The 25,784-nt window shown below is 64.8% G+C and carries 21 protein-coding genes and 3 pseudogenes; 8 read left to right on the top strand and 16 right to left on the bottom strand.

Annotation, left to right across the window (positions count from 1 at the left end; translation table 11 throughout):
* Window positions 1-8: 8 nt before the first annotated feature.
* The 9 genes from G6N54_RS21775 to G6N54_RS21735 form a co-directional block, all read right to left on the bottom strand.
* Complete coding sequence (locus tag G6N54_RS21775; protein WP_163791919.1) at window positions 9-1,166, bottom strand: virulence factor Mce family protein; 1,158 nt, start codon at window positions 1,164-1,166, stop codon at window positions 9-11.
* Window positions 1,163-2,599, bottom strand: a complete 1,437-nt coding sequence (locus G6N54_RS21770) for a virulence factor Mce family protein (RefSeq protein ID WP_163791917.1) — start codon at window positions 2,597-2,599, stop codon at window positions 1,163-1,165. The genes G6N54_RS21775 and G6N54_RS21770 overlap by 4 nt, the downstream gene beginning before the upstream one ends.
* Window positions 2,596-3,660 carry a virulence factor Mce family protein gene (locus G6N54_RS21765; RefSeq protein ID WP_163791915.1) on the bottom strand — a complete coding sequence of 355 codons (1,065 nt, stop codon included), beginning with the start codon at window positions 3,658-3,660 and terminating at the stop codon, window positions 2,596-2,598. The genes G6N54_RS21770 and G6N54_RS21765 overlap by 4 nt, the downstream gene beginning before the upstream one ends.
* Window positions 3,650-4,702, bottom strand: coding sequence for an MCE family protein (locus tag G6N54_RS21760; protein WP_163791914.1), 1,053 nt, complete (start codon window positions 4,700-4,702; stop codon window positions 3,650-3,652). Before G6N54_RS21760 ends, G6N54_RS21765 begins: the two co-directional genes overlap by 11 nt.
* The gene (locus G6N54_RS21755) at window positions 4,702-5,904 is read right to left on the bottom strand and encodes an MCE family protein (RefSeq protein WP_163791912.1); all 1,203 of its coding nucleotides are present in this window, start codon (window positions 5,902-5,904) and stop codon (window positions 4,702-4,704) included. Before G6N54_RS21755 ends, G6N54_RS21760 begins: the two co-directional genes overlap by 1 nt.
* An 18-nt stretch (window positions 5,905-5,922) precedes the next feature.
* Window positions 5,923-6,765: an MlaE family ABC transporter permease gene (locus G6N54_RS21750; protein ID WP_163791910.1), complete on the bottom strand. Its 843-nt coding sequence runs from the start codon at window positions 6,763-6,765 to the stop codon at window positions 5,923-5,925.
* A gap of 7 nt (window positions 6,766-6,772) precedes the next feature.
* On the bottom strand, window positions 6,773-7,537 hold the full coding sequence (locus tag G6N54_RS21745) for an MlaE family ABC transporter permease (protein ID WP_036471724.1): 765 nt from the start codon (window positions 7,535-7,537) through the stop codon (window positions 6,773-6,775).
* Between the two features lie 237 nt (window positions 7,538-7,774).
* Window positions 7,775-8,689, bottom strand: coding sequence for a 3-oxoacyl-ACP reductase (locus G6N54_RS21740; protein WP_163791908.1), 915 nt, complete (start codon window positions 8,687-8,689; stop codon window positions 7,775-7,777).
* A gap of 35 nt (window positions 8,690-8,724) precedes the next feature.
* Window positions 8,725-8,916: a ferredoxin gene (locus tag G6N54_RS21735; RefSeq protein ID WP_163791906.1), complete on the bottom strand. Its 192-nt coding sequence runs from the start codon at window positions 8,914-8,916 to the stop codon at window positions 8,725-8,727.
* A gap of 190 nt (window positions 8,917-9,106) precedes the next feature.
* Here G6N54_RS21735 and G6N54_RS21730 point away from each other — a divergent pair, with 190 nt between their 5' ends.
* The 4 genes and pseudogenes from G6N54_RS21730 to G6N54_RS21715 all read left to right on the top strand — a co-directional run bounded on the left by G6N54_RS21730 (window position 9,107) and on the right by G6N54_RS21715 (window position 13,642).
* Window positions 9,107-10,285, top strand: a complete 1,179-nt coding sequence (locus tag G6N54_RS21730; RefSeq protein ID WP_163791904.1) for an acyl-CoA dehydrogenase — start codon at window positions 9,107-9,109, stop codon at window positions 10,283-10,285.
* Window positions 10,286-10,313: 28 nt separating this feature from the next.
* Window positions 10,314-11,411: an acyl-CoA dehydrogenase family protein gene (locus tag G6N54_RS21725; RefSeq protein ID WP_163791902.1), complete on the top strand. Its 1,098-nt coding sequence runs from the start codon at window positions 10,314-10,316 to the stop codon at window positions 11,409-11,411.
* A gap of 4 nt (window positions 11,412-11,415) precedes the next feature.
* Window positions 11,416-12,924: a long-chain-fatty-acid--CoA ligase FadD17 gene (gene fadD17 / locus G6N54_RS21720; RefSeq protein ID WP_163791900.1), complete on the top strand. Its 1,509-nt coding sequence runs from the start codon at window positions 11,416-11,418 to the stop codon at window positions 12,922-12,924.
* A gap of 4 nt (window positions 12,925-12,928) precedes the next feature.
* Window positions 12,929-13,642, top strand: a pseudogene (locus G6N54_RS21715) (hypothetical protein).
* Here G6N54_RS21715 and G6N54_RS21710 read toward each other — a convergent pair.
* Window positions 13,636-14,871: a cytochrome P450 gene (locus G6N54_RS21710; RefSeq protein ID WP_163791898.1), complete on the bottom strand. Its 1,236-nt coding sequence runs from the start codon at window positions 14,869-14,871 to the stop codon at window positions 13,636-13,638. The pseudogene G6N54_RS21715 and the gene G6N54_RS21710 sit on opposite strands and share 7 nt — an antisense overlap.
* A gap of 182 nt (window positions 14,872-15,053) precedes the next feature.
* Between G6N54_RS21710 and G6N54_RS21705 the strand changes: the two are divergent.
* Window positions 15,054-15,825 (top strand): annotated as a pseudogene (locus G6N54_RS21705) (alpha/beta fold hydrolase).
* On the opposite strand, the gene G6N54_RS21695 reads toward G6N54_RS21705, so the two are convergent.
* From G6N54_RS21695 to G6N54_RS21680, 4 genes are read right to left on the bottom strand one after another with little or no spacing between them, the layout of a single operon-like run.
* The gene (locus G6N54_RS21695; protein ID WP_163791891.1) at window positions 15,815-17,365 is read right to left on the bottom strand and encodes an acetolactate synthase large subunit; all 1,551 of its coding nucleotides are present in this window, start codon (window positions 17,363-17,365) and stop codon (window positions 15,815-15,817) included. The pseudogene G6N54_RS21705 and the gene G6N54_RS21695 overlap by 11 nt on opposite strands.
* Window positions 17,362-18,186, bottom strand: a complete 825-nt coding sequence (locus G6N54_RS21690; RefSeq protein WP_163791890.1) for an amidohydrolase family protein — start codon at window positions 18,184-18,186, stop codon at window positions 17,362-17,364. Before G6N54_RS21690 ends, G6N54_RS21695 begins: the two co-directional genes overlap by 4 nt.
* Window positions 18,187-18,211: 25 nt before the next feature.
* Window positions 18,212-18,979, bottom strand: coding sequence for a fructosamine kinase family protein (locus tag G6N54_RS21685; protein WP_163791888.1), 768 nt, complete (start codon window positions 18,977-18,979; stop codon window positions 18,212-18,214).
* Complete coding sequence (locus tag G6N54_RS21680; RefSeq protein WP_163791886.1) at window positions 18,976-20,628, bottom strand: acyl-CoA synthetase; 1,653 nt, start codon at window positions 20,626-20,628, stop codon at window positions 18,976-18,978. The genes G6N54_RS21685 and G6N54_RS21680 overlap by 4 nt, the downstream gene beginning before the upstream one ends.
* 64 nt (window positions 20,629-20,692) lie before the next feature.
* Here G6N54_RS21680 and G6N54_RS21675 point away from each other — a divergent pair, with 64 nt between their 5' ends.
* The 3 genes and pseudogenes from G6N54_RS21675 to G6N54_RS21665 all read left to right on the top strand — a co-directional run bounded on the left by G6N54_RS21675 (window position 20,693) and on the right by G6N54_RS21665 (window position 23,800).
* Window positions 20,693-21,517 (top strand): crotonase/enoyl-CoA hydratase family protein, encoded by an 825-nt coding sequence (locus tag G6N54_RS21675; RefSeq protein WP_163791885.1) that lies wholly within the window; start codon window positions 20,693-20,695, stop codon window positions 21,515-21,517.
* A 114-nt stretch (window positions 21,518-21,631) separates the two neighbouring features.
* A complete protein-coding gene (locus G6N54_RS21670; protein ID WP_163791883.1) occupies window positions 21,632-22,474 on the top strand; it encodes a hypothetical protein in 843 nt (280 codons plus the stop codon).
* A gap of 67 nt (window positions 22,475-22,541) precedes the next feature.
* Window positions 22,542-23,800: pseudogene (locus G6N54_RS21665) on the top strand (IS30 family transposase).
* A 48-nt stretch (window positions 23,801-23,848) separates the two neighbouring features.
* Here G6N54_RS21665 and G6N54_RS21660 read toward each other — a convergent pair.
* Together G6N54_RS21660 and G6N54_RS21655 are read right to left on the bottom strand one after the other, a co-directional pair.
* Window positions 23,849-25,057 (bottom strand): cytochrome P450, encoded by a 1,209-nt coding sequence (locus G6N54_RS21660; RefSeq protein WP_163791881.1) that lies wholly within the window; start codon window positions 25,055-25,057, stop codon window positions 23,849-23,851.
* A complete protein-coding gene (locus G6N54_RS21655; RefSeq protein ID WP_163791879.1) occupies window positions 25,054-25,770 on the bottom strand; it encodes an acetoacetate decarboxylase family protein in 717 nt (238 codons plus the stop codon). The genes G6N54_RS21660 and G6N54_RS21655 overlap by 4 nt, the downstream gene beginning before the upstream one ends.
* Window positions 25,771-25,784: the final 14 nt, after the last annotated feature.

The raw sequence follows: 25,784 nt of genomic DNA, 5'->3' as shown, positions 1-25,784 counted from the left end.
CGCCGCGCCTACTGTCCCGAAGCCGTGCCGGGTGGAATCTTGAACGGGTCGGCCGCCTGTCCGGACAGGTTGGCCAGTTCGCCGGTCAAGAAATCGGGCGGGTTGAGGATTTCGCTCATGTGCATCATGTTCGGATCGAGCGCATACGACGTGGTGAAGAACGTCTCACCAAGCCGGCGCAAGGTGAGGTCGAACGTGGTGAACACGTTGAGGTAATCGCCCCGCACGGCTTGCTTGATGCCGTAGTTGGGGAACGGGAACGTCAGCAATATCTGCAGCGACGTGACGAGATTCTTCCGGTTATCGTTGAGCGCCTTCACCACCGAGTACAGAGCTTTGAGATCTTCGGCGAAGTCCACCTTCGTCTTCGACAGCACGTGCGAGGTAACCGTCGCCAATTTCTTCAGCGCGGAGAACGCCTCGACAATGTGTTCCCGGTTCTTGTTGAGTACCTTCAGCGCTTCGGGCAGAGTGTCGAGCGCCCGGCCCAGGTTGGCCTTGTCGCGCTCCAGGGTCGCGGAAAATCGGTTCAGACCGTCGACCGCGTTGATGATGTCGCCGACCTGCCGGTTGAGTCCCGAGGTCAGTTCGGCCAGCCTGGGCATCAGATCCTTGAACTGGCCTTGCCGACCGGCCACGGCCTGGTAGGTCTCGTCGGTGATCTCTTCCAGCGCACCGAGATTGCCCTTGTTGACCACGACACCGAGGGCAGAGAAAACCTCTTCGGTCGTGGGGAAGCGGCCCGTGTTTGACTCCGAGATCTTGGAACCGTCGACGAGCCTGCCGGTGGCCGGCTTGCCCTTCGGCGGGGCCAGATCGATGTGCAGCGAACCGAGCAACGACGTCTGCGCGACCGTCGCGGTCGCGTTAGCCGGCAGCACGACGTTCTTGTCCAACGCCAATTTTACTGCGGCATAGAAAGATCCGTCCGCTCGCTGCTCGGCAGCGATACCGGACACACTGCCGACCGTGACATCGTCGACCATTACCGGCGAGTTCTGCGGCATCGTGGCGACATCGGGCATCTCGACAGTGATCGAGTATGCGCCACTGCCGTGACCGGCGGTGCCAGGCATCGACAGCGAATTCAGGCCGCCGAATTGGCAACCGGCGAGCAACACAGTGCCCGATGCCAATGCGCTGCTGCGCAACAGGATTCTTCTCATCCGCCGGCCCCCGGGCCATTTTGCAGCCCCGCCGAAGGTCCCTGCGCGGGACCCGGAAGGGGACCGAACGCGGATCCGGGTGCTGGTCCCGGGGCTGGCGCCGGGCCAGCACCAGCCGGCGCGCCCGGCGGCGGGCCGGCCTGCGGGGCCGTCGGCACCAGCAGAGCCTGCAGGTCCGCCGGATTCTGGACGGCGGGCGGCGGGACACCCGGGGCCGGTATCCACGTCAGCTGCGGGATCGGTGTCTGCGCCTTGGCTTGGGTTTCCGGTGTGTCGTAGATGATCTGGCCCTTATACGCCGTGATCGTGTTGAGCGGGTGGAACATGACCGGCGGGTAGTTCACCGCCAGCCGGCGCAGCACCGGCCCCAGGCGCTCGCGGCACAGCTCGGCGCGCCGATAGTAGTCGGGTGCCCTCGACCCCGCCGCGGTTTCGAACGACCCGCCGCAGATGAACTGCACCGGGTTGGCGAACTCGGGGATGGACAACAGGCCGTTCAGTGTGCCCTGTGCCGGGTCATAGATGTTGTAGAAGTTGGCGATACCGGGACCGGCGACGTGCAAGATCTGTTCGATGTTGTCGCTCTGATCGCTCAATGTCTTGCTGAAGTCGTTGAGCTGGTTGACCGTATCGATCAGCGTCGAGTTGTTCTCGTGCAGGAAGCCGCGGATATCGGTCAGTGCTTGATTGAGCGTGCCCAGGGTGTTGTCCAGGTGGCGCGAGCTGTCGGCGAGTACCTGCGACACCGAGGCCACGCTTCCGGCGAACTGCACGATCTGCTCGTTGCTCGCCGACAACGCGTTGACCAGAACCTGCAGGTTCTTGACCGTACCGAAGATGTCATTGCGTGAATCCCCCAGTCGCCCAGCAACCTGCGAAAGCTCTTGCAGCGCACCGTGGAACGATTGGCCCTTACCATCGAACGTGTCCGCGGCCTGATTGATCGCCGCGCCCAACGGGCCCTGCACGGACCCACCCGCCGGGCCCAGCGAGACGGCCAGTTGGGTCAGCGCCTCCTTGACCTCGTCCCATTCCACCGGGACCGCGGTGCGGTTCAGGTCGATGCTCGCGCCGTCGGGCAGCACCGCCCCGCCGGTATATGCCGGGGCAAGCTGAATGAACCGCGCCGCCACCAGGTTCGGCGACATGATAACGGCCTTGGCATCCTTCGGGATCTTCACGTCCTTGGGCACCGTCATCGTGATTTTGACGTCCGACGGCCGCGGTTCGATCGAGTCGATCTTGCCGATCGGAACGCCCAGGACACGTACCTGATCACCGGGGTACAGCCCGACCGCGGACGTGAAGTAGCCAACGATGGTGCGGTTATTCGCTTGGGAAGTAAGCACATACACGCCGCCCACCAGCACCGCGATCAGCGCGATGATGGTGGTGTAGCGCAGCCCGCGGCTGCCGGCGATTCGCTGGATCATGGCGACTTCGGTCGGATGGTCCAGCGTTCTTGGATCAACCCGCGCAGGTAGTCGGAGAGGCTGGCCGGCAGCTTACCCGGCTGGTAGAAGAAGTCGAACATCGTCGCCAGTAGCGGTGCCGGGATCACACCGTATACGTTGACGTTGAATCCGGGCCCGGATCCCACGACCTCGCCGAGCTCGGTCGCATAGGTGGGCAACCGTTTCAAGGCCTCGGTGATGTAGTCGCGGCGCTCGTTCAGATTGCTCAACACGTCGTTGAGTTTGCTCAGGGCCGGGCCGAACTCCTTGCGGTTGTCGGCCACGAACCCAGACAGCTGTGCCGACAGGCCGCTGATGCCCGAGATCAATTGTCCCAGCGCGGCGCTGCGCTCGTCGAGCGCGGCGAACAACTCGTTGCCGTCGTCGACCAACTTGTTGACCTGGTCGGCGCGTTGCGACAACACACCAGTCACCGATTTCGCGTGTGCCAGCAGGCTTTGCAGCGCCTCGTCCCGCCGGTTCAGCGTGCGCGATAGCGACGTCACCCCGTCGAGCGCGCCGCGCAGTTCCGGGGTCGCGCCGTGCAGCGTGTCGGTGAGAACGTTCAACGCCTGTTCGAACTGCGGCTTGTCCAGGTCGTTCGCGTTTTGCCCCAAATCCTCGAGCGCGCCGGCCAGCGTGTACGGCGTGGTCGTGCGGCTGCGCGGAATAGTGGTCGCCTTGCCATGACCCGCGGGAGTCACCGCGATCGAGCGCTCGCCGAGGATGGTGTCGGTACGGATCGCGGCCAGCGACTGGTCACCGACCGCGATGTGGCGATCCACCGAGAACGTCACCTTCGCGCTGTCTCCGGCCAGTCCGACAGCCTGCACCTTGCCGACCTTGAAGCCCGACACGTAAACGGAGTTGCCGGGCGAGATGCCGCCGGCGTCGCTGAAGTAAGCGTCGTAGACCCGGCCCTGCGGATAGAACGGCAAGTTGGCGTAGCCGAATGCGAGCAACACCACGCAGAGAACCAGCACTACACCGAAGACCCCGGTGCGCAAGGGGTCACGTTCGCGCTTGGCGTTACTTGGCAAAAGCGCACCTCCCTACGCTGGGATCCACCTGGCCACCCAAGGGCAGGCGGATGTCGCTACCGGCCGGTCCGTTGATCTTGATCGTCACCGAACAGAAGTAGATGTTGAAGAATGACCCGTAGGCGCCGAGTGCGGCAAGGCGCAGATAGTCCTCGCCCAGTTGCTCAACGTCGTTGTCCACCTCGGCCTTACGGTTGTCGATTTCGGTCGCCAGCGGCCGGGTGTTCTCCAGGATGCCTTGCAGCGGTCGACGCGAATTCTTCAGCAGCTCGGTGAGATCGGTCGTGGTCGATGCCAGCGGCGGAATGGCTCCCGCGATCGAATCCTTGTTTTTGGCCAGACCGCTGATCAACTGCTGCAGCTGGTCGACACTGGTCGAGAATTGCGCACTCTTCTGATCGATGGTGCCCAGCACCCCGTTCAGGTTGGTGATCGCGTCGCCGATCAGTTGGTCGCGCTGGCTCAGCGCCGTCGAGAATGCGCTGGTGTCGGCCAGCACGTTCGACAATGCTCCACCCTGGCCCTGCAACAGCTCGATGACCGCGCCGCTGATCGTGTTGACCTTGTCGGCATCCAAGCCCTTGAGCACCGGCTTGAGCCCACCCAGCAGCGCATCCAAATCCAGTGCTGGCTGGGTGTGTTGGGCGTTGATCGTTCCCCCCGGTGCCAGCTTACGCAGCTCGCCCGGGCCGGACGTGATCTCGAGGAAGCGGTCACCGACCAGGTTTTCGTAGCGGATCACCGCGCGTGTCGACGAGTACAGCGTGTAGCGGCTGTCGATTTCGAATGCCACGTCGACGGTGTTATCCGGGTTGAGTTTGAGGCCGTTCACCGAGCCGACCGGCACACCCGAAATGCGGACCTTTTGGCCTGCCTTCAACTTAGACGCATCGATAAACGTTGCGTGGTAGGTGCTTTCGTCGCCGAACCGGAAATCACCGAAGACCACCACCAGGCCCGCGGCCACCAGCAGCATCGTTACCGTAAACACGCTGACCTTGATCACCATCGACCGGTGCGATGGCAATTCCGAACTCGCCATCAGAAGTCGTCCCGTTCCGCGAAGGAGCCGTGGAACAGGAATTGCAGCGTCGAGGGTGCGTCGAACTGCAGTTCGGTGAACGGCTCGTAGGGGATGTTGGCGTTGTCGGTGACCAGGAACGGCGCGCGGTACCACGACCCGCCGTTCTGCTTGTTCGGAATGTCCGGCAAGCCACGGCAGTTCGGTCCGCCGGAGGCGTTCACGATCGGCAGTGATTCCGGGAAGGTGTACGCCGGCGCGCCCAGCACAAAGCTCGACGAGGTGAACAAGCCGGCCTTGCGGACACCGAGAATGGGCCCGAACTCCTTTAGCCCACGATCGATACCCTTGAACAGACAACCGAATTCGGGCGAGTAGTCGGACGCGACCTTAAGAGGTGCCCGCAGCCGGTTGATGGCGTCGATGAAGTCCTGCTCGGCCGGCTGCAACGTCTCGTAAGCGTTGTTGGATAGGCCAATCGTGGCCAATAGCGTGTTGTTGAGGTTTTTCTGCTGATCGACGACGGTCTTGTTGATGGTGGGCAGGTTGTCGAAGATCGTGTTCAGGTCCGGGGCCGCGTCGGCGTAGACGCCCGTGACGATGGCCGTCTTGCGGAAGTCCTCCTGCAACGCGGGCAGCTTCGGATTCGTCTGTTGCGTCAGGGTATTCAACCCCGAGAGCAGCGCACCGAAGTCGTCGCCGTGGCCACGCAGGCCCTCGGCGAAGGCGCTGAGCGTTCCGTTCAGCTCGACCTGGTCGACCTTATGCAGCAGATCCATCAGCGATTGGAACAGCGTGTTGACTTCCAGCTGCACCGCGGCGGCCTGGACGTGCGCGTTGGGGCGCAACGACGTCGGCGAAGGCACCTGGGGCGGAACGAATTCCACCGATTTGGCGCCGAAAATCGTATTGCCCGCGATATGTACGGCCGCGTTGGACGGAATGTAATGCATGTCGTCGCTGTTGATCGCCAGCGTCAGGCGTGCCTGGTCGCCACCGTAGTTGATGTCGGTGACCTTGCCGATCTGGATGCCGCGGTACTTGACCTTGGCGCCCTTGTCCATCACCAGCCCGGCCCGCGGCGCCGCGACGGTGACCGTGTCGACGGAGGCAAAAGCCGCTGTGTAGGAGAGGTAGGTCAGCACCGAAAACGCCACCAACAAACTGGCCAGCAGCGCCGCTGCCAGCCGAACAGTTGTACGTCGCGATCCGGCGTCTGCCATATATTGAGCGGTCCCCCCTTACCCGGAGAGATTGAAGTTACCGGAAGCGCCGTAGACGGCCAGCGAGATGAACAAAGTGATGACGACGACGACGATCAGTGAGGTCCGCACCGCCTGACCGACCGCGATGCCCACGCCCACCGGCCCACCGCTGGTGTTGTAGCCGTAATAGGTATGGACCAGCATCACCGCGATGGACATCACGATGGCCTGCAGGAACGACCAAAGGAGGTCCGACGGGATCAGGAACGTGTTGAAGTAGTGGTCGTACAGACCGGCCGACTGCCCATTGATGAAGACCGTGGTGAAGCGGGCAGCGAAGAACGCGGCGAGCACCGATAGCGAGTACAGCGGGATGATCGCGACCAGGCCGGCGATCAGCCGAGTCGACACCAAATAGGACACCGAGTGCACCGCCATGCATTCGACGGCGTCGATTTCCTCGGACACCCGCATGGCACCCAATTGGGCGGTGGCACCGGCACCGATCGTCGCTGCCAGCGCGATGCCGGCAATGACAGGTGCGACCACGCGCACGTTCAGGAACGCCGACAGGAAGCCGGTCAATGCCTCGATACCGATGTTGCCCAGCGACGAGTAACCCTGCACGGCGATGACCCCGCCGGAGGCCAGCGTCAGGAACGCCGCGACGCCGACCGTGCCACCGATCATCACCAGCGCACCCGCGCCCAGCGTCATCTCCGCGACGAGCCGGATCGTCTCCTTGCGATACCGGGTGAGTGCGTTGGGGACATAGCGCATCGTCTGGCCGTAGAACAACGCCTGCTCACCGAAGTCGTCAACCGGGCCTTGCAATCTCGCCGCGATGTTGCGGAATCGGTAAGTGAGGTCGTAGCTCATCGCGTGCTCACTTCGTCGAGAACCGCACGCCGATGGCCGTCATCACCACGTTGATGACGAACAGACAGATGAATGCGTAGACGACGGTTTCGTTGACCGCGTTGCCGACGCCCTTCGGCCCACCTTTGACGGTGAGGCCGCGGTAGCAGCCGACGAGGCCGGCCATCACGCCGAACAGCAGCGCCTTGACTTCGGCGAGCACCAACTCACGCAATCCGGTCAACACGGTCAACCCGTTGATGAACGCGCCGGGGTTGACGCCCTGGAGGAAGACAGAGAAAACATAGCCACCGGATAAACCGATGGCGCACACCAAACCGTTCAGCAGCAGCGCGACAACGGTCGACGCCAGAACGCGGGGCACCACCAGCCGGTGGATCGGGTCGATGCCGAGCACCCGCATCGCATCGATTTCCTCACGGATGGTGCGCGCGCCGAGGTCCGCACAGATCGCGGTGGCGCCCGCACCGGCGACGACGAGCACGGTCACCACCGGGCCCAGCTGGGTGATGGTGCCGAATGCCGTTCCGGCGCCTGACAAATCGGCCGCACCGATCTCGCGGAGCAGGATATTGAGGGTGAATGCCACCAGGACCGTGAATGGGATCGACACCAACAGCGTCGGGACCAGCGACACGCGCGCGATCATCCACGTCTGATCCAAAAACTCGCGGCCTTGAAACGGTCGTCGGAAAGAAGCACGGGCCGTGTCGATCATCATCTCGAAAAACCCGCCGACAGCGCGGGCCGGAACCGCAAGCTGTTCGATCAACGCGGCACCCCCCTTTGCTGCTCACGGCGAAGCCTATGCGTCACCTTTGCGTCGTCGTTCATCGCGGCCGGCTCCGTGTGAGCCGGATCATATTAACCCAGAAGAAGTTCACCGTGTCAATGAACAGGTTATCTCTGGATAATGCGTTGATTTGTCCTGGTCAGCGCCCTTATGCCATTGACAATCTGACACACGTTCTACTAGCTGATTCCGTCCGGAGAAAAAGTTCTGCCGCCGCTATTGTTCCATTAAAGCGGTCGCGGAAAAGTTACGTTCCGGATCCCGACCAGCAAAGTAGTCGCGCAATGTGCTGCTCAGTTGAGCCGACTCCCACGCCGCGCCGTCCGCAGTGAACCTGTGCTCGGCGGTCGGAGCTGAGACCAATGTCACCTGAGGTCCGTAAACAATGAACACCTGGCCGTTAACCTCCGCGGCAGCCGGAGACGACAGGAACTGCACCAGGTTCACCACGTGTTCAGGCGACAGCGGGTCGACGCCGCCTTCCTCTATATCCGGTGCGCTGCCGAATACGTCCGCCGTCATCGCGGTGCGCGCGCGTGGGCAGATCGCGTTGGCGCACACCCCGTAGCGGCCCAGCGCCCGCGCGGCCGTCAGGGTGAGCGAGATGATCCCCGCCTTGGCGGCGCCGTAGTTGGCCTGGCCCACCGGGCCCACCAGTCCGGCCTCGGAGGCGGTGTTGACGATCCGGCCGAAGATCGATCCCCCGGCATCCTTGGCCCGGCTGCGCCAGTAGGTCGCGGCGTTGCGGGTGAGCAGGAAATGCCCGCGCAGATGCACGGCGATGACCTGGTCCCATTCCTCGTCGGACATGTTGAACAGCATCCGGTCGCGGGTGATGCCGGCGTTGTTGACCACGATGTCGAGTCCGCCGAGCCCGTCGGCGCAGGAGACCAATTCGTCGGCCGTCGAACGCTGGCTGATGTCACCGGACACCGCGACGGCCTTGGAACCCGCGGCGCTGATCTCGTCGATGACGTCCGAGGCGTCCAGCGCGGCGGCGATGTCGTTGACGACGACGGTGGCGCCCAGCCGAGCCAGGCCGAGCGCTTCGGCGCGCCCAAGTCCCGCGGCCGCACCGGTCACCACCGCGACCTTTCCGGATAGATCGGTCGCGTTCGTGCTGCTAGTCAATTTATGAATACCTCTAGTTTTCGGGTCGCTCGTCGCTAGTCCTGGCGCAGCAACGCCGCGCGCGGGCACTCGGCGATCGACTGCTCGGCGAGATCTTCTTGATCGGATGGAATCGGATCAATCTTCACGACGGCGTAATCCTCGTCGTCCAGGTCGAAGATATCCGGCGCGATTCCCAAGCACACCGCGTTGCCCTCGCACCGGTCACGATCCACGATCACCCGCACGGCATCCTCCTTGAAAGCTGGCCTGGATCTCGCCCATGTCCCATCAGAATGTAGCTCCACCATAGGGCTCAGGTGCGTCTTAGGAAACGGTCGCTGGATTCCAAGACTAGAACGTGTTACAACCGGGAAGGCGAACGGGTAGCCGTTGGTCGATCAGCCGCTTGTCACGTTAAACAAAAGGACGGCCAGAATGCGCATCAGTTACACCCCTGAACAGGAGGAGCTGCGTCGCGAGCTGCGGTCGTACTTCACCGCGCTCATGACGCCGGAGCGACGCGAGGCGCTGCACTCGACACAGGGCGAGGTCGGGACGGGCACCGCCTATCGCGACACCGTCGCTCAGATGGGCAAAGACGGGTGGCTCACCCTGAACTGGCCCAAGGAATACGGCGGCCAGGACCGCTCCCCGATGGACTCGCTGATCTTCACCGACGAGGCCGCGATCGCCGGCGTGCCGGTGCCGTTCCTGACGATCAACAGCGTGGCGCCGACGATCATGGCGTTCGGCACCGAAGAGCAGAAGAAGTTCTTCCTGCCCAAGATCGCGGCCGGAGAGCTGCACTTCTCGATCGGTTACTCCGAGCCCGGCGCCGGCACCGACCTGGCCAACCTGCGCACCACGGCGGTCCGGGACGGCGACGACTACGTCATCAACGGCCAGAAGATGTGGACCAGCCTGATTGCTTACGCGGACTGGGTCTGGCTGGCCGTACGTACCAACCCCGAAGCCAAGAAGCACCGCGGAATTTCGATGATCGCGGTGCCGACGACTGCAGAGGGTTTCTCGTGGACGCCCGTGCACACCATGGCCGGTGTGGACACCAGCGCCACCTATTACTCCGACGTGCGGGTGCCGGTGACCAACCTGATCGGTGAGGAGAACGGCGGCTGGAAGCTGGTGACCAACCAGCTCAACCACGAGCGGGTCGCGCTGGTGTCCCCGCAGCCGATCTTCCTGGCGCTGCGCGAGGTTCGCGAATGGGCGCAGAACACCAAGGACGACGGCGGTACCCGGCTGATCGACTCCGAGTGGGTCCAGCTGAACCTGGCTCGCGTGCACGCCAAGGCCGAAGTCCTCAAGCTGATCAACTGGGAACTGGCATCGGCGGAAGGGCACGACCTGGGGCCGGCGGATGCGTCGGCGGCGAAGGTGTACGGCACCGAGCTGGCCACCGAGGCCTACCGGCTGCTGATGGAGGTCCTGGGTACCGCGGCGACGGTGCGTCAGGATTCGCCGGGCGCGAAGCTGGCAGGCCGGGTGGAGCGGATGCACCGGGCATGCCTGATCCTGACCTTCGGCGGCGGCACCAACGAGGTACAGCGCGACATCATCGGCATGGTCGCCCTCGGCCTGCCTCGAAACCGCTAAATACCGCTGAGCATCGAGAAGGACGAACATGGATTTCACGACAACCGAAGCGGCGAATGACCTCGGCGGCCTGGTCACTACGATCGTGGACTCGGTCTGCACACCGGAGCACCAACGCGAACTCGACGGGCTCGAGCAACGATTCGACCGGGGCCTATGGCAGAAGCTGGTCGACGCGGACATCCTGACCAGTGCATCGGCGTCCGCGCTGGGCGGCGACGGTTTCGGTGCGCTCGAGCAGGTCGCGATCCTGGTTGCGCTGGGCCGCCAGCTGGCCGCCGTGCCGTACCTGGAATCGGTGATGCTGGGTGCCGGAGTGCTGGCGCGGTTCGGCTCCGAGGAACTGCAGCAGAACTGGGGAGTACCGGCCGTCAAGGGCGAGAAGATCCTTGCGGTCGCCCTGGACGGCGAGATGGGTGAGGGGCCCGTGCAGGCCACCCGCGCCGGCGACGGCTACAAGCTGACCGGTACCCGCACGCAGGTCTTCTTTGGCCCCGTCGCGGACGCGTTCCTGGTTCCCGCCGAAACCGATTCCGGCACAGCTGTTTTCCTGGTCAGCGCCGAAGACTCCGGTGTCAGCGTGACCACCCTGACGACGACCGGGAAGAACAGTGTCGGGCAGCTGGCGCTCGACGGCGTCGCGACCGACGATGGGCGCAAGGTCGGCGGAAGTGAAGTCGTCGCCTGGCTCGGCACGCTCGGAACGCTGGGCCGTGCCGCATACCAGCTCGGGGTGCTCGATCGCGGTCTGCAGATGACGGCCGAATACGCCCGCGAGCGTGAACAATTCGACCGCCCGATTGGCAGCTTCCAAGCGGTGTCGCAGCGGCTCGCCGACGGCTACATCGACGTCAAGGGGCTGCGGTTGACGCTCACCCAGGCGGCGTGGAAGGTCTCCGAAGACATCCCCGCCGAGATGGACGTGGCCAGTGCGGCGTTCTGGGCAGCTGACGCCGGCCATCGGGTCGCGCACACCATCGTGCACGTGCACGGGGGCGTCGGTGTCGACACCGATCACCCGGCACACCGTTACTTCCTGGCGGCCAAGGAGGCCGAATTCGCGCTCGGCGGTGCCACCGGCCAGCTGCGCAAGATCGGCCGCGAACTGGCTGAAACTCCTGCCTAGCTTCGTGATTCCGACCGACCCGACGGTCACCAAACTGCTGGTGCCGCTGGCCGAGGTCGAAGATCGAGGCGTCTACTTCGAGGAGTCGTTCACCAGCTGGCGCGATCACTTGCAGCACGGGGCCGCGATCGCCGCCACAATGCGCGAACGTCTCGACCCGAACCGGCCACCGCATGTCGGCGTGCTGCTGGAAAACACCCCGTTCTTCTCCGCGATGTTGGCGGCGGCCGGGATGTCGGGAATTGTGCCCGTCGGCCTCAACCCGGTGCGCCGCGGCGAAGCACTGGCTCGCGACATCAGCCGAGCCGACTGCCAGCTCGTCCTGGCCGACTCGAAATCCGCTGCAACACTTGACGATATCGATCACCTCAACGTCGATTCGGCGCAATGGGCCGCCGAGGTCGACGCACATCGCACCGCCGAGTTGAGTTTCCAGTCCGCGTCGGCCGAAGACCTTTTCATGCTGATCTTCACGTCGGGTACCAGCGGCGAGCCGAAGGCGGTGAAGTGCAGTCACGGCAAGGTCGCGATCGCCGGGACGACGATGTCTCAGCGGTTCGACCTCGGTCACGACGACGTCTGCTACATATCGATGCCGTTGTTTCATTCCAACGCGGTTCTGGTCGGCTGGGCGGTGGCGGCGGCGTGCCAGGGATCAATGACGTTGCGGCGCAAATTCTCTGCGTCCGGGTTCTTGCCGGATGTGCGTCGCTACGGCGCGACCTACGCGAACTACGTGGGCAAGCCGCTGTCCTATGTGCTGGCCACGCCGGAGCAACCCGACGACGCGGACAACCCGCTGCGGGCGGTCTACGGCAACGAGGGGGTTCCCGCCGACATCGAGCGGTTCGGCCGCCGCTTCGGCTGCGCCGTCCAGGACGGATTCGGCTCGACCGAAGGCGGGGTCGCGATCGCCCGCACCCCCGATACACCGCCGGGCGCGCTGGGGCCGCTGACCGAAGGGCTGGACATCGTCGACCCCGAGACCGGCCGGCCCTGCGCGGTAGGAATCGTTGGCGAGCTGGTAAACACCAGCGGGCCAGGTCGTTTCGAGGGTTACTACAACGACGCGGCCGCCGAGGCCGAGCGAATGGCCGGCGGGGTCTACCACAGTGGAGACCTCGCCTATCGCGACGAGGACGGATACGCATACTTCGCTGGGCGGCTTGGCGATTGGATGCGAGTCGACGGCGAGAACCTCGGCGCCGCCCCGATCGAACGGGTGCTGTTGCGTCACCCCGACGTGGCGGAGGTCGCCGTGTACCCGGTCCCGGACCCCGTGGTCGGCGACCAGGTGATGGCCGCATTGGTGATGACACAGGGCAGCCAGTTCGATGCCGAGAAATTTCGGGCATTCCTGGCCGAGCAGCCGGACCTCGGGCCCAAGCAATGGCCGTCGTACGTCAGGATCAGCGCGGAGCTCCCGCGGACAGTGACATTCAAGGTGCTCAAGCGCCAGTTGGCGGCCGAAGGTATCGACTGTCATGATCGGGTATGGCCGATACCCCGGTAGCCCGATGACGTCGCGGCCCCTGGAGCTTGCGCTGGAAGCGAGCTTTGAACAGCTTTCCGACGTGGTACCGGCCAACATTGGCGTAGCGATCGCCCGCCCGGACCGGACCTATTCACTGGGCCGGTGGTGGTCGGGCGTCGCCTGGTCGACGATCAAAGTGCCCCTGGCGATCGCGGCGTTGCGCAGCGATTAGCTGAATGCGAAAGAACTGGCCGTCAAGGCCATCACCGAATCCGACAATCGCGCATCCGAACAGTTGTGGTCGCTGCTGGGCGAACCGGGCGACGCGGCGCGCCAGGTCCAGGGCGTCGTTGCCGAGGGTGGGGACACCGCGACGGTGGTCGAATCGCGGCGGCTTCGGCGTGGTTTCACCGCATTTGGCCAGACGCGGTGGACTCTGCAGCGGCAAGCGCGGTTCGCCGCGGAATTGCCGTCGATCTCCGGCGCGTCGGACGTGATCGACCTAATGGCCGACCTCACGCCCGATCATCGGTGGGGTCTGGCCGCCAATGGCTCCGCGGCCAAAGGCGGTTGGGGTCCGGGCACGGACGGCGAATACCTGGTGCGGCAATTCGGGATCCTGCCCACGCCTTCAGGGGAATGGGGTGTGGCATTGGCGGCCGAGGTCCGCGACGGCGGCTTTGAAACCGGAGTCGAGGTCGTCAACACATTGACGGACTGGCTCGTCAGCCGGCTTCCCGTGCTGGCCCGCTACTGACGAACGTCGAACTCCACCGGCAGGGTGGTCGGACCGGTGATCCCCCTGATCGCGTTCCACCGCGCGGGGCCGCTGCGGCGCGGGTTGGCCATGCGTTGGGTGATCACCCGCAGCGCCTCGGTCAGTTCGAGTCGCGCGAGGTGAGCGCCGAGGCAGTAGTGCACGCCGCCACCGAAGGTGAGCATGGCCGGCGGGTCCTGCCGAGTGATGTCGAGCCGGTGCGGGTCGCGGTAGACGTCCGGATCGCGGTTGGCCGCGGCGGTGTTGGCGAATACCAGCGTGCCTGCGGGAATCAGCACCCCGTCCAGCACGACGTCCTCAGCAGCCCGGCGGACAACGCTGAAATTGATTGGGAAATAACGCATCAGCTCATGCACCGCAATGCCGGCCAATTCGGGATGCCGAGCGTGCAGCGCCCACTGATCGGGGCGATCCGCTAAAGCCTGGACCGCGGCGGCCAATTGGTTGCGGGTGGTGTCGGTCCCGGCGCGCAGCAGGCTGCCGCACAGCTTGATGATCTCGCCGTGGGTGAGACGGTCGCCTTCGACCTCGGCGCGAATCAGATCGGAGATCAGATCGTCGGCCAGTGATGTGGACCGCCGTGCGATCAAGTCCTCGAGATACGCGTCGAGTTCATCCCATGCCGCCAAGATCGCCGGCCCGTCCTCGGCGACATTCCACTCGAAGATTTTCGTGATCTCGTCGGTCCAATCGGAGAACAGCTGCCAGTCCTCCGGTGGCGCGCCCAGCAGCGCGCAGACGACCGGCGTCGGATAGCCACGCGTGACGTCGGAGACAACATCGCAGTGTCCCAGCGCGGCGACCGATTCGACCAGACCGCTGATGACGTCGACGATCGGCAAGCGCAACCGCTCGGCACCCCGGGGCCCGAACGCCTTGGATACCAAGCGGCGCAACCGATGATGCTCGGCGCCGTCGAGACTGAGGATGTTGGTATTCGCCCTCTCCCACAAAGGGCCCGAGGTAATCCCTTGAGCGTCGAGTCCAAGACCCTTGGCAGTAGCGAACCGGTCGTCGCGGAGCACCGTGCGGACGAGCTCATAGCTCAGTACCTCGGGGCCATAGGAACCGATGGCGATCGGAGCCTGGGCACGAGCCGCGGCGATGACACGGTGGGCCGCATCAGCGTCGGTGAGATCGCCATAACGAACGATGGGCAAACCCGCATCGAAAACCCTTGTGCACGAGCGAGATCGAATTGCTGCCATGGATCCCCACTGGTCGAACAGCATTTCGGTATGACCATACCGATTTTTGAAAGCCGTCGTCATGGCGTGTTCGCGAAGACAACGGCCGATGCCAACTTCCGACGCGAACCACCGTTATTTACGGAAGCGTAGAATTTTTTGTGGCACTTACATATCCGTGCTTCTCGGGAGCTAGGGCTGCGATGACAACATTTGCACTGGTGCATGGCGGGTGGCACGGTGCGTGGTGTTGGGAGTTGTTGACTCCAATACTCGAGACCGCCGGCCATGATGTGGTGGCAATGGATCTGCCGGCCCAGGATGGATCGGCCGATTTCAACACCTACTCCGACTTGGTGTGCGACGCCATCGACGGCCGCGATGACGATGTCATCGTGGTGGGGCACTCGATGAACGGTTCCGCTGCCTCACTGGTCGCGGCTCGTCGTCCGGTGCGACACGTCGTGTATCTATGCGCCTTGATTCCTGCTCTCGGTAGAAGTCTGCAGGACCAGTTCGCGACCGAAACCGGTATGTCCGATTTTGGTTGGATGGCCGGGATGGGTGAATTCGACGCGCAAGGGGCGCAAGCGTGGGTCCATCGCGGGCTCGCCAAGGAGATACTCTTCGCGGACTGCGACGACATCGCGGCCGAGGGTGCGATCGATCGACTTCGCCCCGCAAGCCCACCATCCCGGCAAGGTTGCATTCCCTCTCGACGAATTCCCCTCGGTGAAGTGCACTTCCGTGATTTGCTCCGATGACCGAATGGTCGGGCCGCGGTGGTCCAGGCGAGTGGCGCGGGAACGACTCGGCGCCGACATCGTCGAGATTCCCGGCGGTCATTCGCCGTTTCTTTCCCGGCCGGCACTGTTGGCAAATGTGTTGCTCTCTATAGCCGAAAACTCCGACGCGGCGGCGCGGCGCGCGAAAGGATTTGGCACACAGCGCAAGCCGTTGCTACCTAACCCGTGAGCGATGGCACCACCGCATCGATCAGATGCGGCCCGGGCTCGGCGAATGCTTCGCGCAGCGCATCGGCGAACTCCTCGGCGGTGTGCACGCGCCGGGCCGGCACCCCCATGCCCTCGGAGATCTTCACGAAATCCATGGTGGGCCGCGATAAGTCAAGCAGGTCCAGCGCTTTGGGCCCGGGGGCAGACCCGGCGCCGACACGTTGCAGCTCGATGCGCAAGATGTCGTAGGCGCTGTTGTCGTACAGCACGGTGGTCACGTCGAGGTTCTCGCGCGCCTGGGTCCACAGTCCCGAAATCGTGTACATCGCCGAGCCGTCGGATTCCAGGCACAGCACCGGACGGTCCGGGGCGGCCACCGCCGCACCCACCGCGGCCGGGATGCCGTAGCCGATCGCCCCGCCGGTCAGCGTCAGCCAGTCATGAGCCGGCGCCCCGGCGGTGGCCTGCGCCAGCAGCAGGCCCGAGGTGTTCGACTCGTCGACGACGATCGCCCGTTCCGGCATCAGCGCACCGATCACCTCGGCCGCCGACGCGGAGGTCAGCCCACCGGTGGGCAGCTGCGGACGCGACGCCTCTGCTAGCGGGGCAACCGAGCCGGGTGCGATCTCGTCGGCCAATGCGATCAGCGCGTCGGCCGCGCCGACGTGCTCGGCGAGCACGTGCACCTCGCACCCCGCCGGGACCAGGTCGCTGGGCATGTTCGGGTAGGCGAAGAAGGACACCGGAGATTTCGCGCCGGCCAGGATCAGATGCTTGGCGCCGTCCAGTTGCGCGGTGGCGGCCTCGGCGAAGTACGCCAACCGCTCGACGGCGGGAACACCGGCGCCGCGTTCCAGCCGGGTCGGGAAGGTCTCGCACAGCCAGCGCGCCCCGGTCGCCTGCGCGATCCGTGCCGCCGCGGCCAGCCCGGGGCCCCGGGTGGCATCGCCGCCCACCATGATCACCGCCGGTTCTCCCGACCACAGCACCTCGGCGACCTCCGGCGCCAGCAGCGGATCGGCGCCTGCCGGCCGCGGCGCTGTCGGGGTGGCGGGCTGGGCGCCGTCCGACCAGGACGCGTCGGCCGGCAGGATCAGCGTGGAGATCTGCGAGCGGGCCCGGCTGGCAGCGATCGCCTCGGCCGCGTCCAGCGCGACGTCGGCTGCGGTGGCCGTGCGGCGCACCCAGCCCGAGACGGTGCCCGCGAGCGCGTCGATGTCGGATTCCAGTGGGGCATCGTACTTTTTGTGATACGTGGCGTGGTCTCCGACGACGACCACCATCGGCACATGCGCCCGCCGTGCGTTGTGCAGGTTGGCCAGGCCGTTGCCCAATCCGGGGCCCAGATGCAACAGCACCGCCGCCGGCCGATCGGCGATGCGGGCATATCCGTCGGCCGCGCCCGTCGCGACACCCTCGAAAAGGGCTAGCACACCGCGCATCTGGGGAGCGGTGTCCAACGCTGCCACGAAGTGCATCTCCGACGTGCCGGGGTTCGCGAAGCACACGTCGACACCGGCGTCGACCAGGGTGTTGATCAGAGCCTGCGCACCGTTCATCTGTTTGCCTCCAGTCTGAATACGCGTTCGGCATTGCCGTGGAGAAAGTCGTGGCGAGCCTCGTCGTCGAGCCCGAGTTCGTCGAGCCCGGCCAAAGCATGCGCGTGAGTGATCATAGGGTAGTTGGTGCCGAACAGGACTTTGCGTTGTCCGGTACCGGTTTTCATGAATCGAATGAGTTCGTCGGGTAACCGCCGGATCGTGTACGCCGACGTATCGATGTAGACGTTCTCGTGTTTGCGAGCGACGGCCACCATTTCCTCGGTCCAGGGATAGCCGACATGTCCGCACACGATCACCAGCTCGGGGAAGTCCAGTGCCACCTGGTCGACGTAGGGAATCGGGCGCCCCGTCTCCGAGGGCCGCAGCGGGCCGGTGTGGCCGACCTGGGTGCAGAAGGGAACGGCGGCCTCGACACACTCGGCGAATAGGGGGTAGTAACGCCGATCGGTAGGCGGCGCGTTCCACAACCAGGGCACCAACCGCAGGCCGACGAATCCTTCGGCGACCCGGCGCCGTAGCTCGCGGACCGCGTCCATCGGCCGGTCGAGATCGACGGTCGCCAGACCCGCAAACCGGTTCGGATGCAACCGAATCCACTCGGCGACCTCGTCGTTGGAGACCAGGTCCTGGCCATGAGGGCCGTACCAGGCGCTGAGCAGCCCGAAGTCGACGTCGGCCGCATCCATCGCTGCGACCGTGACTTCGATCGGGATGTCGGCATCCGGTATGGACCCGTCGGTCCAACGCCGCAGGGACGCCAGGAAATCGCTGCGCAGAAACCGCGCAGTCGGGTGCTGCATCCAGACATCGATCGTCATCGCCATTCCACAGTAGCCGCGGGCGTCAGACGGCCAGCGCGGCGCGGGCACAAGCGTGGGTGCGCTGCGCATACCCGCCTCCGAACAGCACCACATGCGCCAGCAGTGCGAAGAGCTGGTGAAGCCCCGCGCGGTCGCGCCAGCCGGGGTGCAGCGGTCGCACCTGCTGGTAGCCCGCGATGACGGCGTCGTAATGCGGGCAGCCGAACAGCGCGAGCATCGCCAGGTCGGTCTCGCGATGCCCGGCGTACGCGGCCGGGTCGATCAGCACCACACCGCCGGCTGTCCACATCACGTTGCCGGACCACAAATCGCCGTGCAGCCGGGCCGGCCGGTCGTCGTCGTCGAAATCGCCGGCACGGCAACGCGCGATCACGGCGTCGATCGCGGCGCGGGCCGACGCGTCGAGCTCGGGCGCCGCGAGCTCGAGCGTCGGAGCCAACCGCTCTTGGGCGTAGAAGTCGCCCCAGCGCCGGTGGCTCCGCAGTGACATCGGCAATGGCTGCGACAACGGGCCGAAGAAGCCCGGCCCATCCCAACCGTCGGGGCCCGCGCCGAACGCCGGAGCACCCGCGTCGTGCGTGACGGCCAGCCGGCTGCCGAAGATTCGCGCCGCCTCCGCGTCGGGGCGCACGGATTCGAGTCGCCGCAGGGTCAGGCTCGTCGCGTCAACCGCGACGATCGGCGCACAGGGCACACCGCCGTCGACCGCCGAAAGCCAGCGCAGCCCGGCGGCTTCCCAGGCGAAGTAGCCGGTGGGAGCGCCCGCGTGCTGTTTGACGAAGTAGATCAAGCGGTCGCGTGCGCGGCGTGCACATCGTCGGCGGGCCGCGCCTCGGTCTGCTCCTTGGCCCAGCGGTAGTCCGGCTTGCCGGCAGGTGAGCGCTTCACCTCGTCGACGAGCCAAAGACTGCGCGGCACTTTGTATCCCGCGATCTCGGAGCGCACGAAGCTGTCCAGCTCCGACAGTGCGGGCCGCGCCCCGGGCCGGGCCTGCACAACGGCGGCCACATGCTGCCCGTAGCGGGGATCGGGTACGCCGACTACCAGGGCGTCGAAGACGTCGGGGTGGCCTTTGAGCGCGGCCTCGACCTCCTCGGGGTAGATCTTCTCGCCGCCGCTGTTGATCGACACCGAGCCGCGGCCCAGCATCGTGACGGTGCCGTCCTCCTCGACCGTGGCATAGTCGCCGGGGATGGCGTAGCGGACACCGTTGATCGTCTTGAACGTCTCGGCAGTCTTCTTCTCGTCCTTGTAGTAGCCGACCGGAATGTTGCCCTTCTTGGCGATGAACCCGCGGACACCGGAACCCGGCTTGACCTCGTTGCCGTCCTCGTCGAGAACCACGGTGCGGTGGTCGATCGTCACCCGGGGTCCCCCGCTGTGCGGGGCGTCCTTGGCGACGACGCTGGTGCCGCCGAAGCCGGTCTCCGACGAGCCGATCGAATCGGTGATCACCCGGTTGGGCAGCAACTCGAGGAACTTCTCCTTGATGCTCGGCGAGAACAGCGCCGCGGTAGAGGCGAGCAGGAACAGCGACGACAGGTCGTATTCGTTGCCTTTGTCCTGATGGGCCAGCAGCGCGTCGAGCAGCGGACGCGCCATCGCGTCGCCGGTGAAGAACAGCAGGTTCACCTTGTGATCGTGAATCGTGCGCCAAACTTCGTCGGCGTTGAATTCCGGTGCGAGAACGGTGGTTTGACCCGAGAAGATCGACATCCAGGTCGCCGACTGGGTGGCGCCGTGGATCATCGGCGGAATCGGGTGGCGGACCATCGGCGGATTGGCCGCGGCGGCCTTGGCCAGGTCGTACTCATCTTCGATGAATTCGCCTGTGGCGAAGTCGGTTCCACCGAACAGCACGCGGTAGATGTCCTCGTGGCGCCACATCACGCCCTTCGGGAATCCGGTGGTGCCGCCGGTGTACAGCAGGTAGATGTCGTCGGCGCTGCGTTCGCCGAAGTCACGCTCAGGCGAGCTGTTCGCGATCGCGGCGTAGAACTCGACGCCGCCGTAACGGCCGAAGTCGTTGTCGCTGCCGTCCTCGACGACCAGGATCGTCTTGACGTTCGGGGTTTCCGGCAGCACGTTGGCAACGCGGTCGGAGTACTGACGCTCATGGACCAGCGCGACCATGTCGGAGTTGTCGAACAGGTAGCGAAGCTCGCCCTCGACGTAGCGGTAGTTGACGTTCACCAGGATGGCGCCGGCCTTGATGATGCCGAGCATCGCGATGACGATCTCGATGCGGTTGCGGCAGTAAAGGCCGACCTTGTCGTCCTTCTTCACACCCTGTTCGATCAGGTAGTGCGCGAGGCGGTTGGCCTTCTCCTCCAGCTCGGCGTAGGTCAGCTGTTGATCGCCGCAGATGAGGGCAACACGGTCAGGCACGGCGTCGATGGCGTGCTCGGCAAGATCGGCAATATTCAGGGCCACGGCCACCAAATTAGAACGTGTTACATTTCTTGACAAGTTCGTACTCGATGTGGAGGGAAAGGCGGTAGCCGTGGCCCCTGATAATGGGCAAGCGCCAGCAAACGAACCAACAGGACCCGACGCGCTGGTTGAACAGCGCGGTCACACGCTGATCGTCACCCTGAACCGCCCGCACGCCCGCAACGCCCTGAGCACCGAAATGATGGAAATCATGGTGCAGGCCTGGGACCGCGTCGACAACGATGACGACATCCGATGCTGCATCCTGACGGGCGCCGGTGGCTACTTCTGCGCGGGCATGGACCTCAAGGCAGCAACCAAGAAGCCGCCGGGCGAATCGTTCAAAGACGGCAGCTACGACCCGTCACGCATCGACGCTCTGCTCAAGGGCCGGCGGCTGACCAAACCGCTGATCGCGGCCGTCGAGGGCCCGGCGATCGCCGGCGGCACCGAGATCCTGCAGGGCACCGATATTCGCATCGCCGGTGAGAGCGCCAAGTTCGGCATCTCCGAGGCCAAGTGGAGCCTGTACCCGATGGGCGGCTCGGCGGTGCGGCTGGTGCGCCAGATCCCTTACACCGTGGCCTGTGACCTGCTGCTGACCGGCCGGCACATCACCGCGGCCGAGGCCAAGGAGATCGGTCTAATCGGGCACCTGGTGCCGGACGGCCAGGCGTTGACCAAGGCGCTCGAGATCGCCGAGCTGATCGAGAACAACGGCCCGCTGGCCGTGCAGGCGATTCTGCGCGCGATCCGCGAGACCGAGGGCATGCACGAGAACGACGCGTTCAAGATCGACACCCAGATCGGGATCAAGGTGTTCCTGTCCGACGACGCCAAGGAAGGCCCGCGGGCATTCGCCGAAAAGCGCAAGCCCAACTTCCAGAACAAGTAGCACCTTTCGTTCGCTCGCTTCGTCGAGCGTGAAGCTGTCGCGAACTTCCGGTCGGATTTTCGCAATGGCTTCACACTGGACGGCCCGTCGGTGCCCGTCGGCATACTCCGCGGAATGGGAAACCCATTTCTTGGTAGCGAGGCCGTCACGTCCGGCCGTGTGACGCTGTATGCCTTGCGAACCGGCAGGTTTGTGGCGATCCACCGTGACGTCTACGTTGCCGGCGATACCGAGATCACCGCCGTGGTGCGCGCCGAGGCGGCGTGGTTGTGGTCACGGCGCCGCGGGGTTATCGCCGGCCGGTCGGCCGCGGCGCTGCACGGCGCCGAATGGGTCGATGGACAGGCACCCGCCGAACTCATCTACCAGAATCGCCACGCGCCAACACATGTCCGCACCTGGGCCGATCGCATCGAGGACGACGAAATCACGACGGTGCGGGGAATGCCAGTGACGACCCAGGCGCGGACGGCGTTCGACCTTGCCTGCCGCAATCCCGTCGGGAGCGCCGTCGCTGCTCTCGACGCCCTGGCTCGGGCAACCCGGTTGAAGGTCGCCGATGCAGAACTCATCGCCGAACGCTATAAGGGCCACCGGAACATCAGGCGGGCCAGGCGCGCGCTGGACCTTGTCGATGCCGGTGCGCAGTCACCGCGCGAGACATGGCTGCGGCTGCTGGCCATCGAGGCAGGATACCCTCGGCCACAGACGCAGATTCCGGTCTACGGGCAGTACAGCGAACTGGTCGCGGTTGTCGACATGGGTTGGGAAGACATCAAGATCGCGCTCGAGTATGAAGGCGAGCATCATCGCACCGATCGTCGGCAACTGCGCAGGGATATCGAGCGCTATGAAGCGCTAGATGCCATGGGCTGGATCACCATCCGCGTCATGGGCGAACACACGCGAGGCGGCATCCTGGCGCGGCTGGCTGCGGCATGGAATCGCCGAACGTGAAACTGCTGCGGAATTTTTGTCCTTGAGTTCAAGGGGTGGTTGCAACACTTCGTAGTTAGGGGTGTTGATGACGGGTCAGCCTCAGTTGTTGGTGGTGCAGCGGCGGTATTGGGATTTGATCGCTGCGGGATGGTCCTCGGAGGATGCCGGGGTGGCGGTCGGCGTGTCGGCGACGTGCGGTAGCAAGTGGTTTCGCAGGTTTGGTGGTGTGAATCCACGATGGTCAAAGCCTCAAGGACAGCGACGGCCGCGGCTGTCGGCGGATGAGCGTGAACAGATCATGATCGGCACCGCGCACGGTGAGTCGATCCGTTCGATGGCGCGCCGGTTGGGCCGGGCGCCGTCGACGATCATGCGCGAGATTGCCCACAACGGTGTCATGCGAGGGCATGTGGGCCGTTATCGCGCCCGGTATCGGTTCAGGCCCGCCGGGCCGGTTGGGACGCGAAGTCGGGCTACTCGGCGCGCATCGCTCAGCGGCGCAGCGAGCAACGGGCGCGTCGACCCAAGACCGGCAAGTTGGGCCGCTGTGAGCAATTGCGGGCCGAGGTGCAAGCGTTGTTGGTCAACAAGTACAGCCCCGAACAGATCGCCGGGGTATTGACCGCGACCTATCCTGACCGCCCGGAGATGCAGGTGTCCCACGAAACCATCTACCAGGCGCTTTACGTGCAAGGGCGCGGAGAACTGCGCCGGGAACTGAGGACATGCCTGCGCACCGGGCGCGCGTTGCGTAAACCGCGCCGACGGGCCTGCGCCGGTGACGGCCGCGGCCGTATCCAAGGCATGGTCAACATCAGTGAGCGGCCCGCCGAAGCTAACGACCGCGCCGTGCCAGGCCATTGGGAAGGAGACCTGATCATCGGCAAGGACCAGGCCTCTCAAATCGGCACGCTGGTTGAACGTTCCACCGGATATGTCCGACTGCTGCACCTACCCCATACCCGTAGCGCCGAGGCCGTCGCCGAGGCCATGATCGCCGCGGTCAAAGACCTGCCCGCCACCTTGCGCCGCACCGTGACCTGGGACCAACGCCACGAAATGGCCCACCACGCCCGCATCAGCATCGACACCGGCATCGAGGTTTACTTCTGCGATCCCCACTCACCCTGGCAGCGCGGTAGCAATGAGAACACCAACGGCCTACTACGGCAATACTTTCCAAAGGGCACCGACCTTTCGGTGCACGACGCCGAACACCTCGCCTACGTCGCCGACGAACTCAACGGACGACCCCGAAAACGCTTCAACTGGGACAACCCCACCAACCGCCTCAACAAGCTACTGTCCACCCCGACAGACACAACTGTTGCAACCAAACCTTGAATCCACCGTCGTTTTTTTCGCAACAGTTTCACGCTCGGCGCTGACGGGCTATGAAAGCGGCGCGCTGGGGGTGAACGCGACCGGCATCTTCTCCAGGCCGGACACGAAGTTCGCCGGGCGCAACGGCAGCTGGGCGTCTGGGGAGGCCAGTCGTAGGTCCGGCAGGCGCTGCAGCAGGCGCGACTGCATGATCGACAGCTCGAGCCGGGCGAGCTGGTTGCCGAGACAGAAGTGCGTGCCGAAGCCGAATGCGAGGTGGTTGTTCGGGTAGCGCTCGATATTGAAACTCTCCGGCTCCTCGAAGACCTTCTCGTCGAAGTTCGCCGACTCGAACAGCAGGATCATCTTCTCGCCCTCGTGCAGCTGGGTCCCGTGGAACTCGGTGTCGGTGGTGATCGTGCGGGCCATGTTCTTTACCGGCGCGGTCCAGCGCAGCATCTCTTCAATTGCGTTGGGCAGCAATCTCAAATCTCCCACCAGACGCTGGTGCTGATCCGGGTGCAGCAGCAGCTGCCGTGTTCCGCCGGACAGCGTGTGCCGGGTGGTCTCGTCGCCGCCGATCAGCAACAGCAGCACCTCGGTGACGATCTGATGGTCCTCCAGCTTCGCCCCTTCGACCTCCGCGTGCACCAGGACGCTGACCAGGTCGTCGGTCGCTTCCTTCTTGCGGGCCTCGATCATGCCCATCATGTATTGGCTGTAGGTGGCGAAGGCCTCCATCGTGACCTGGACATCGGCCTCGGCCGCGGTGCTGCTCAGGGAACTGACCAAATCGTCGGACCACTTGAGGAACATCGCGCGTTCCTCGGGACGCACACCGAGCATGTCGCCGATGACCGCCATCGGCAGCGGCGCGGCGAGGTCCCAGACGAAATCGCACTCGCCGCGTTCGCACACGGCGTCGATCAGCGTGTCGCAAAGCGAGGTGATCGAGACCTCCAGGTTCTTAACCCGCTTGCGGGTGAAGCCGTAGTTGACGAGCTTGCGGCGCAACAGATGTTGCGGATCGTCCATCTCGATCATCATCTCGACGCCCGGCTGGTCGGGGCGGATGCCGCCGGCATTCGAGAACAGCTCGGGGTTGCGCTCGGCCTCGATGACGGACTGATACGTCGAGGCAGCGGCCAGCCCGTTGCGGTCCCGGAAGACCGGCTCGTGCTCACGCATCCACTTGTAGATGGACCGGGAGTCACCGGCGTAGAAAGCGCCGTCGGTCAAGTCGACGTCGGGCTTAGTCTCCAAATCGGGAAGGGTCATGAGATCTCCTGGGCGTCACCGAATGTCATTTGAACCTGGTCAGCAGAGCTGGACAACATCGCGCGCTTGGGAAGCCCCAGCGACGCAAGCTCTTTCGCGTAGGGGTGATCACCCAGCCGGACGCTCACACCGCCGAGCCGCGTCCGCACACCGTCGAGGGTGTGCTCGAACGCGGTCTCGCGGGTGATGCCGTCGCGGTGGGAGTAGCTGCGCTGCGCCTGATGGCGCGGGGTCAGCCGAATCGGCAGGCCCGGACGGAAGTCCATGCCGATCACCAGTTGCCCGTCGATCACACAGTCGGATCCAAATTGACGGCCCTCACGAATCGTAAAGTCCGCCATGACTTTCGGGTAGCCCCAGATCTTCGTCCCGGCCTCGAGGGTGAACGGCTGGTCGACGGGCAGGTGGTGGATAAAGGCGCCGGCGGACCCCAGAGCGCGCGGGCCACTCGCGGTCGAACCGGGCGGGTTGACCATGATGCTGGTGCCGAATTCGTAGTACTGCCCCAGGTCTCCGTCGATGTAGTGCATCAGCATCAGGACCGCGATCGCTCGGCCTGGCAGGTAACGGCAGACTTGCAGACCGCTGTAGTCGATCAGGTGCTGGGCGGCGTCGGCGTCCACCGAGAACATCGCCATGTGCTGATTTGCCTGGCGGATCCTCACCGGCATGGTGAGAACGGTGGCCGCGATGGTGTGCTGCGTCACAGTCATCCGGTCAATCTAGA

The organism is Mycobacterium stomatepiae (genome assembly GCF_010731715.1).
In the GTDB taxonomy this organism is placed as follows: Bacteria; Actinomycetota; Actinomycetes; order Mycobacteriales; family Mycobacteriaceae; genus Mycobacterium; species Mycobacterium stomatepiae.
The sequence above is the reverse complement of the archived record's forward strand: the minus strand, read 5'-3'. Positions and strand labels throughout refer to the sequence as shown.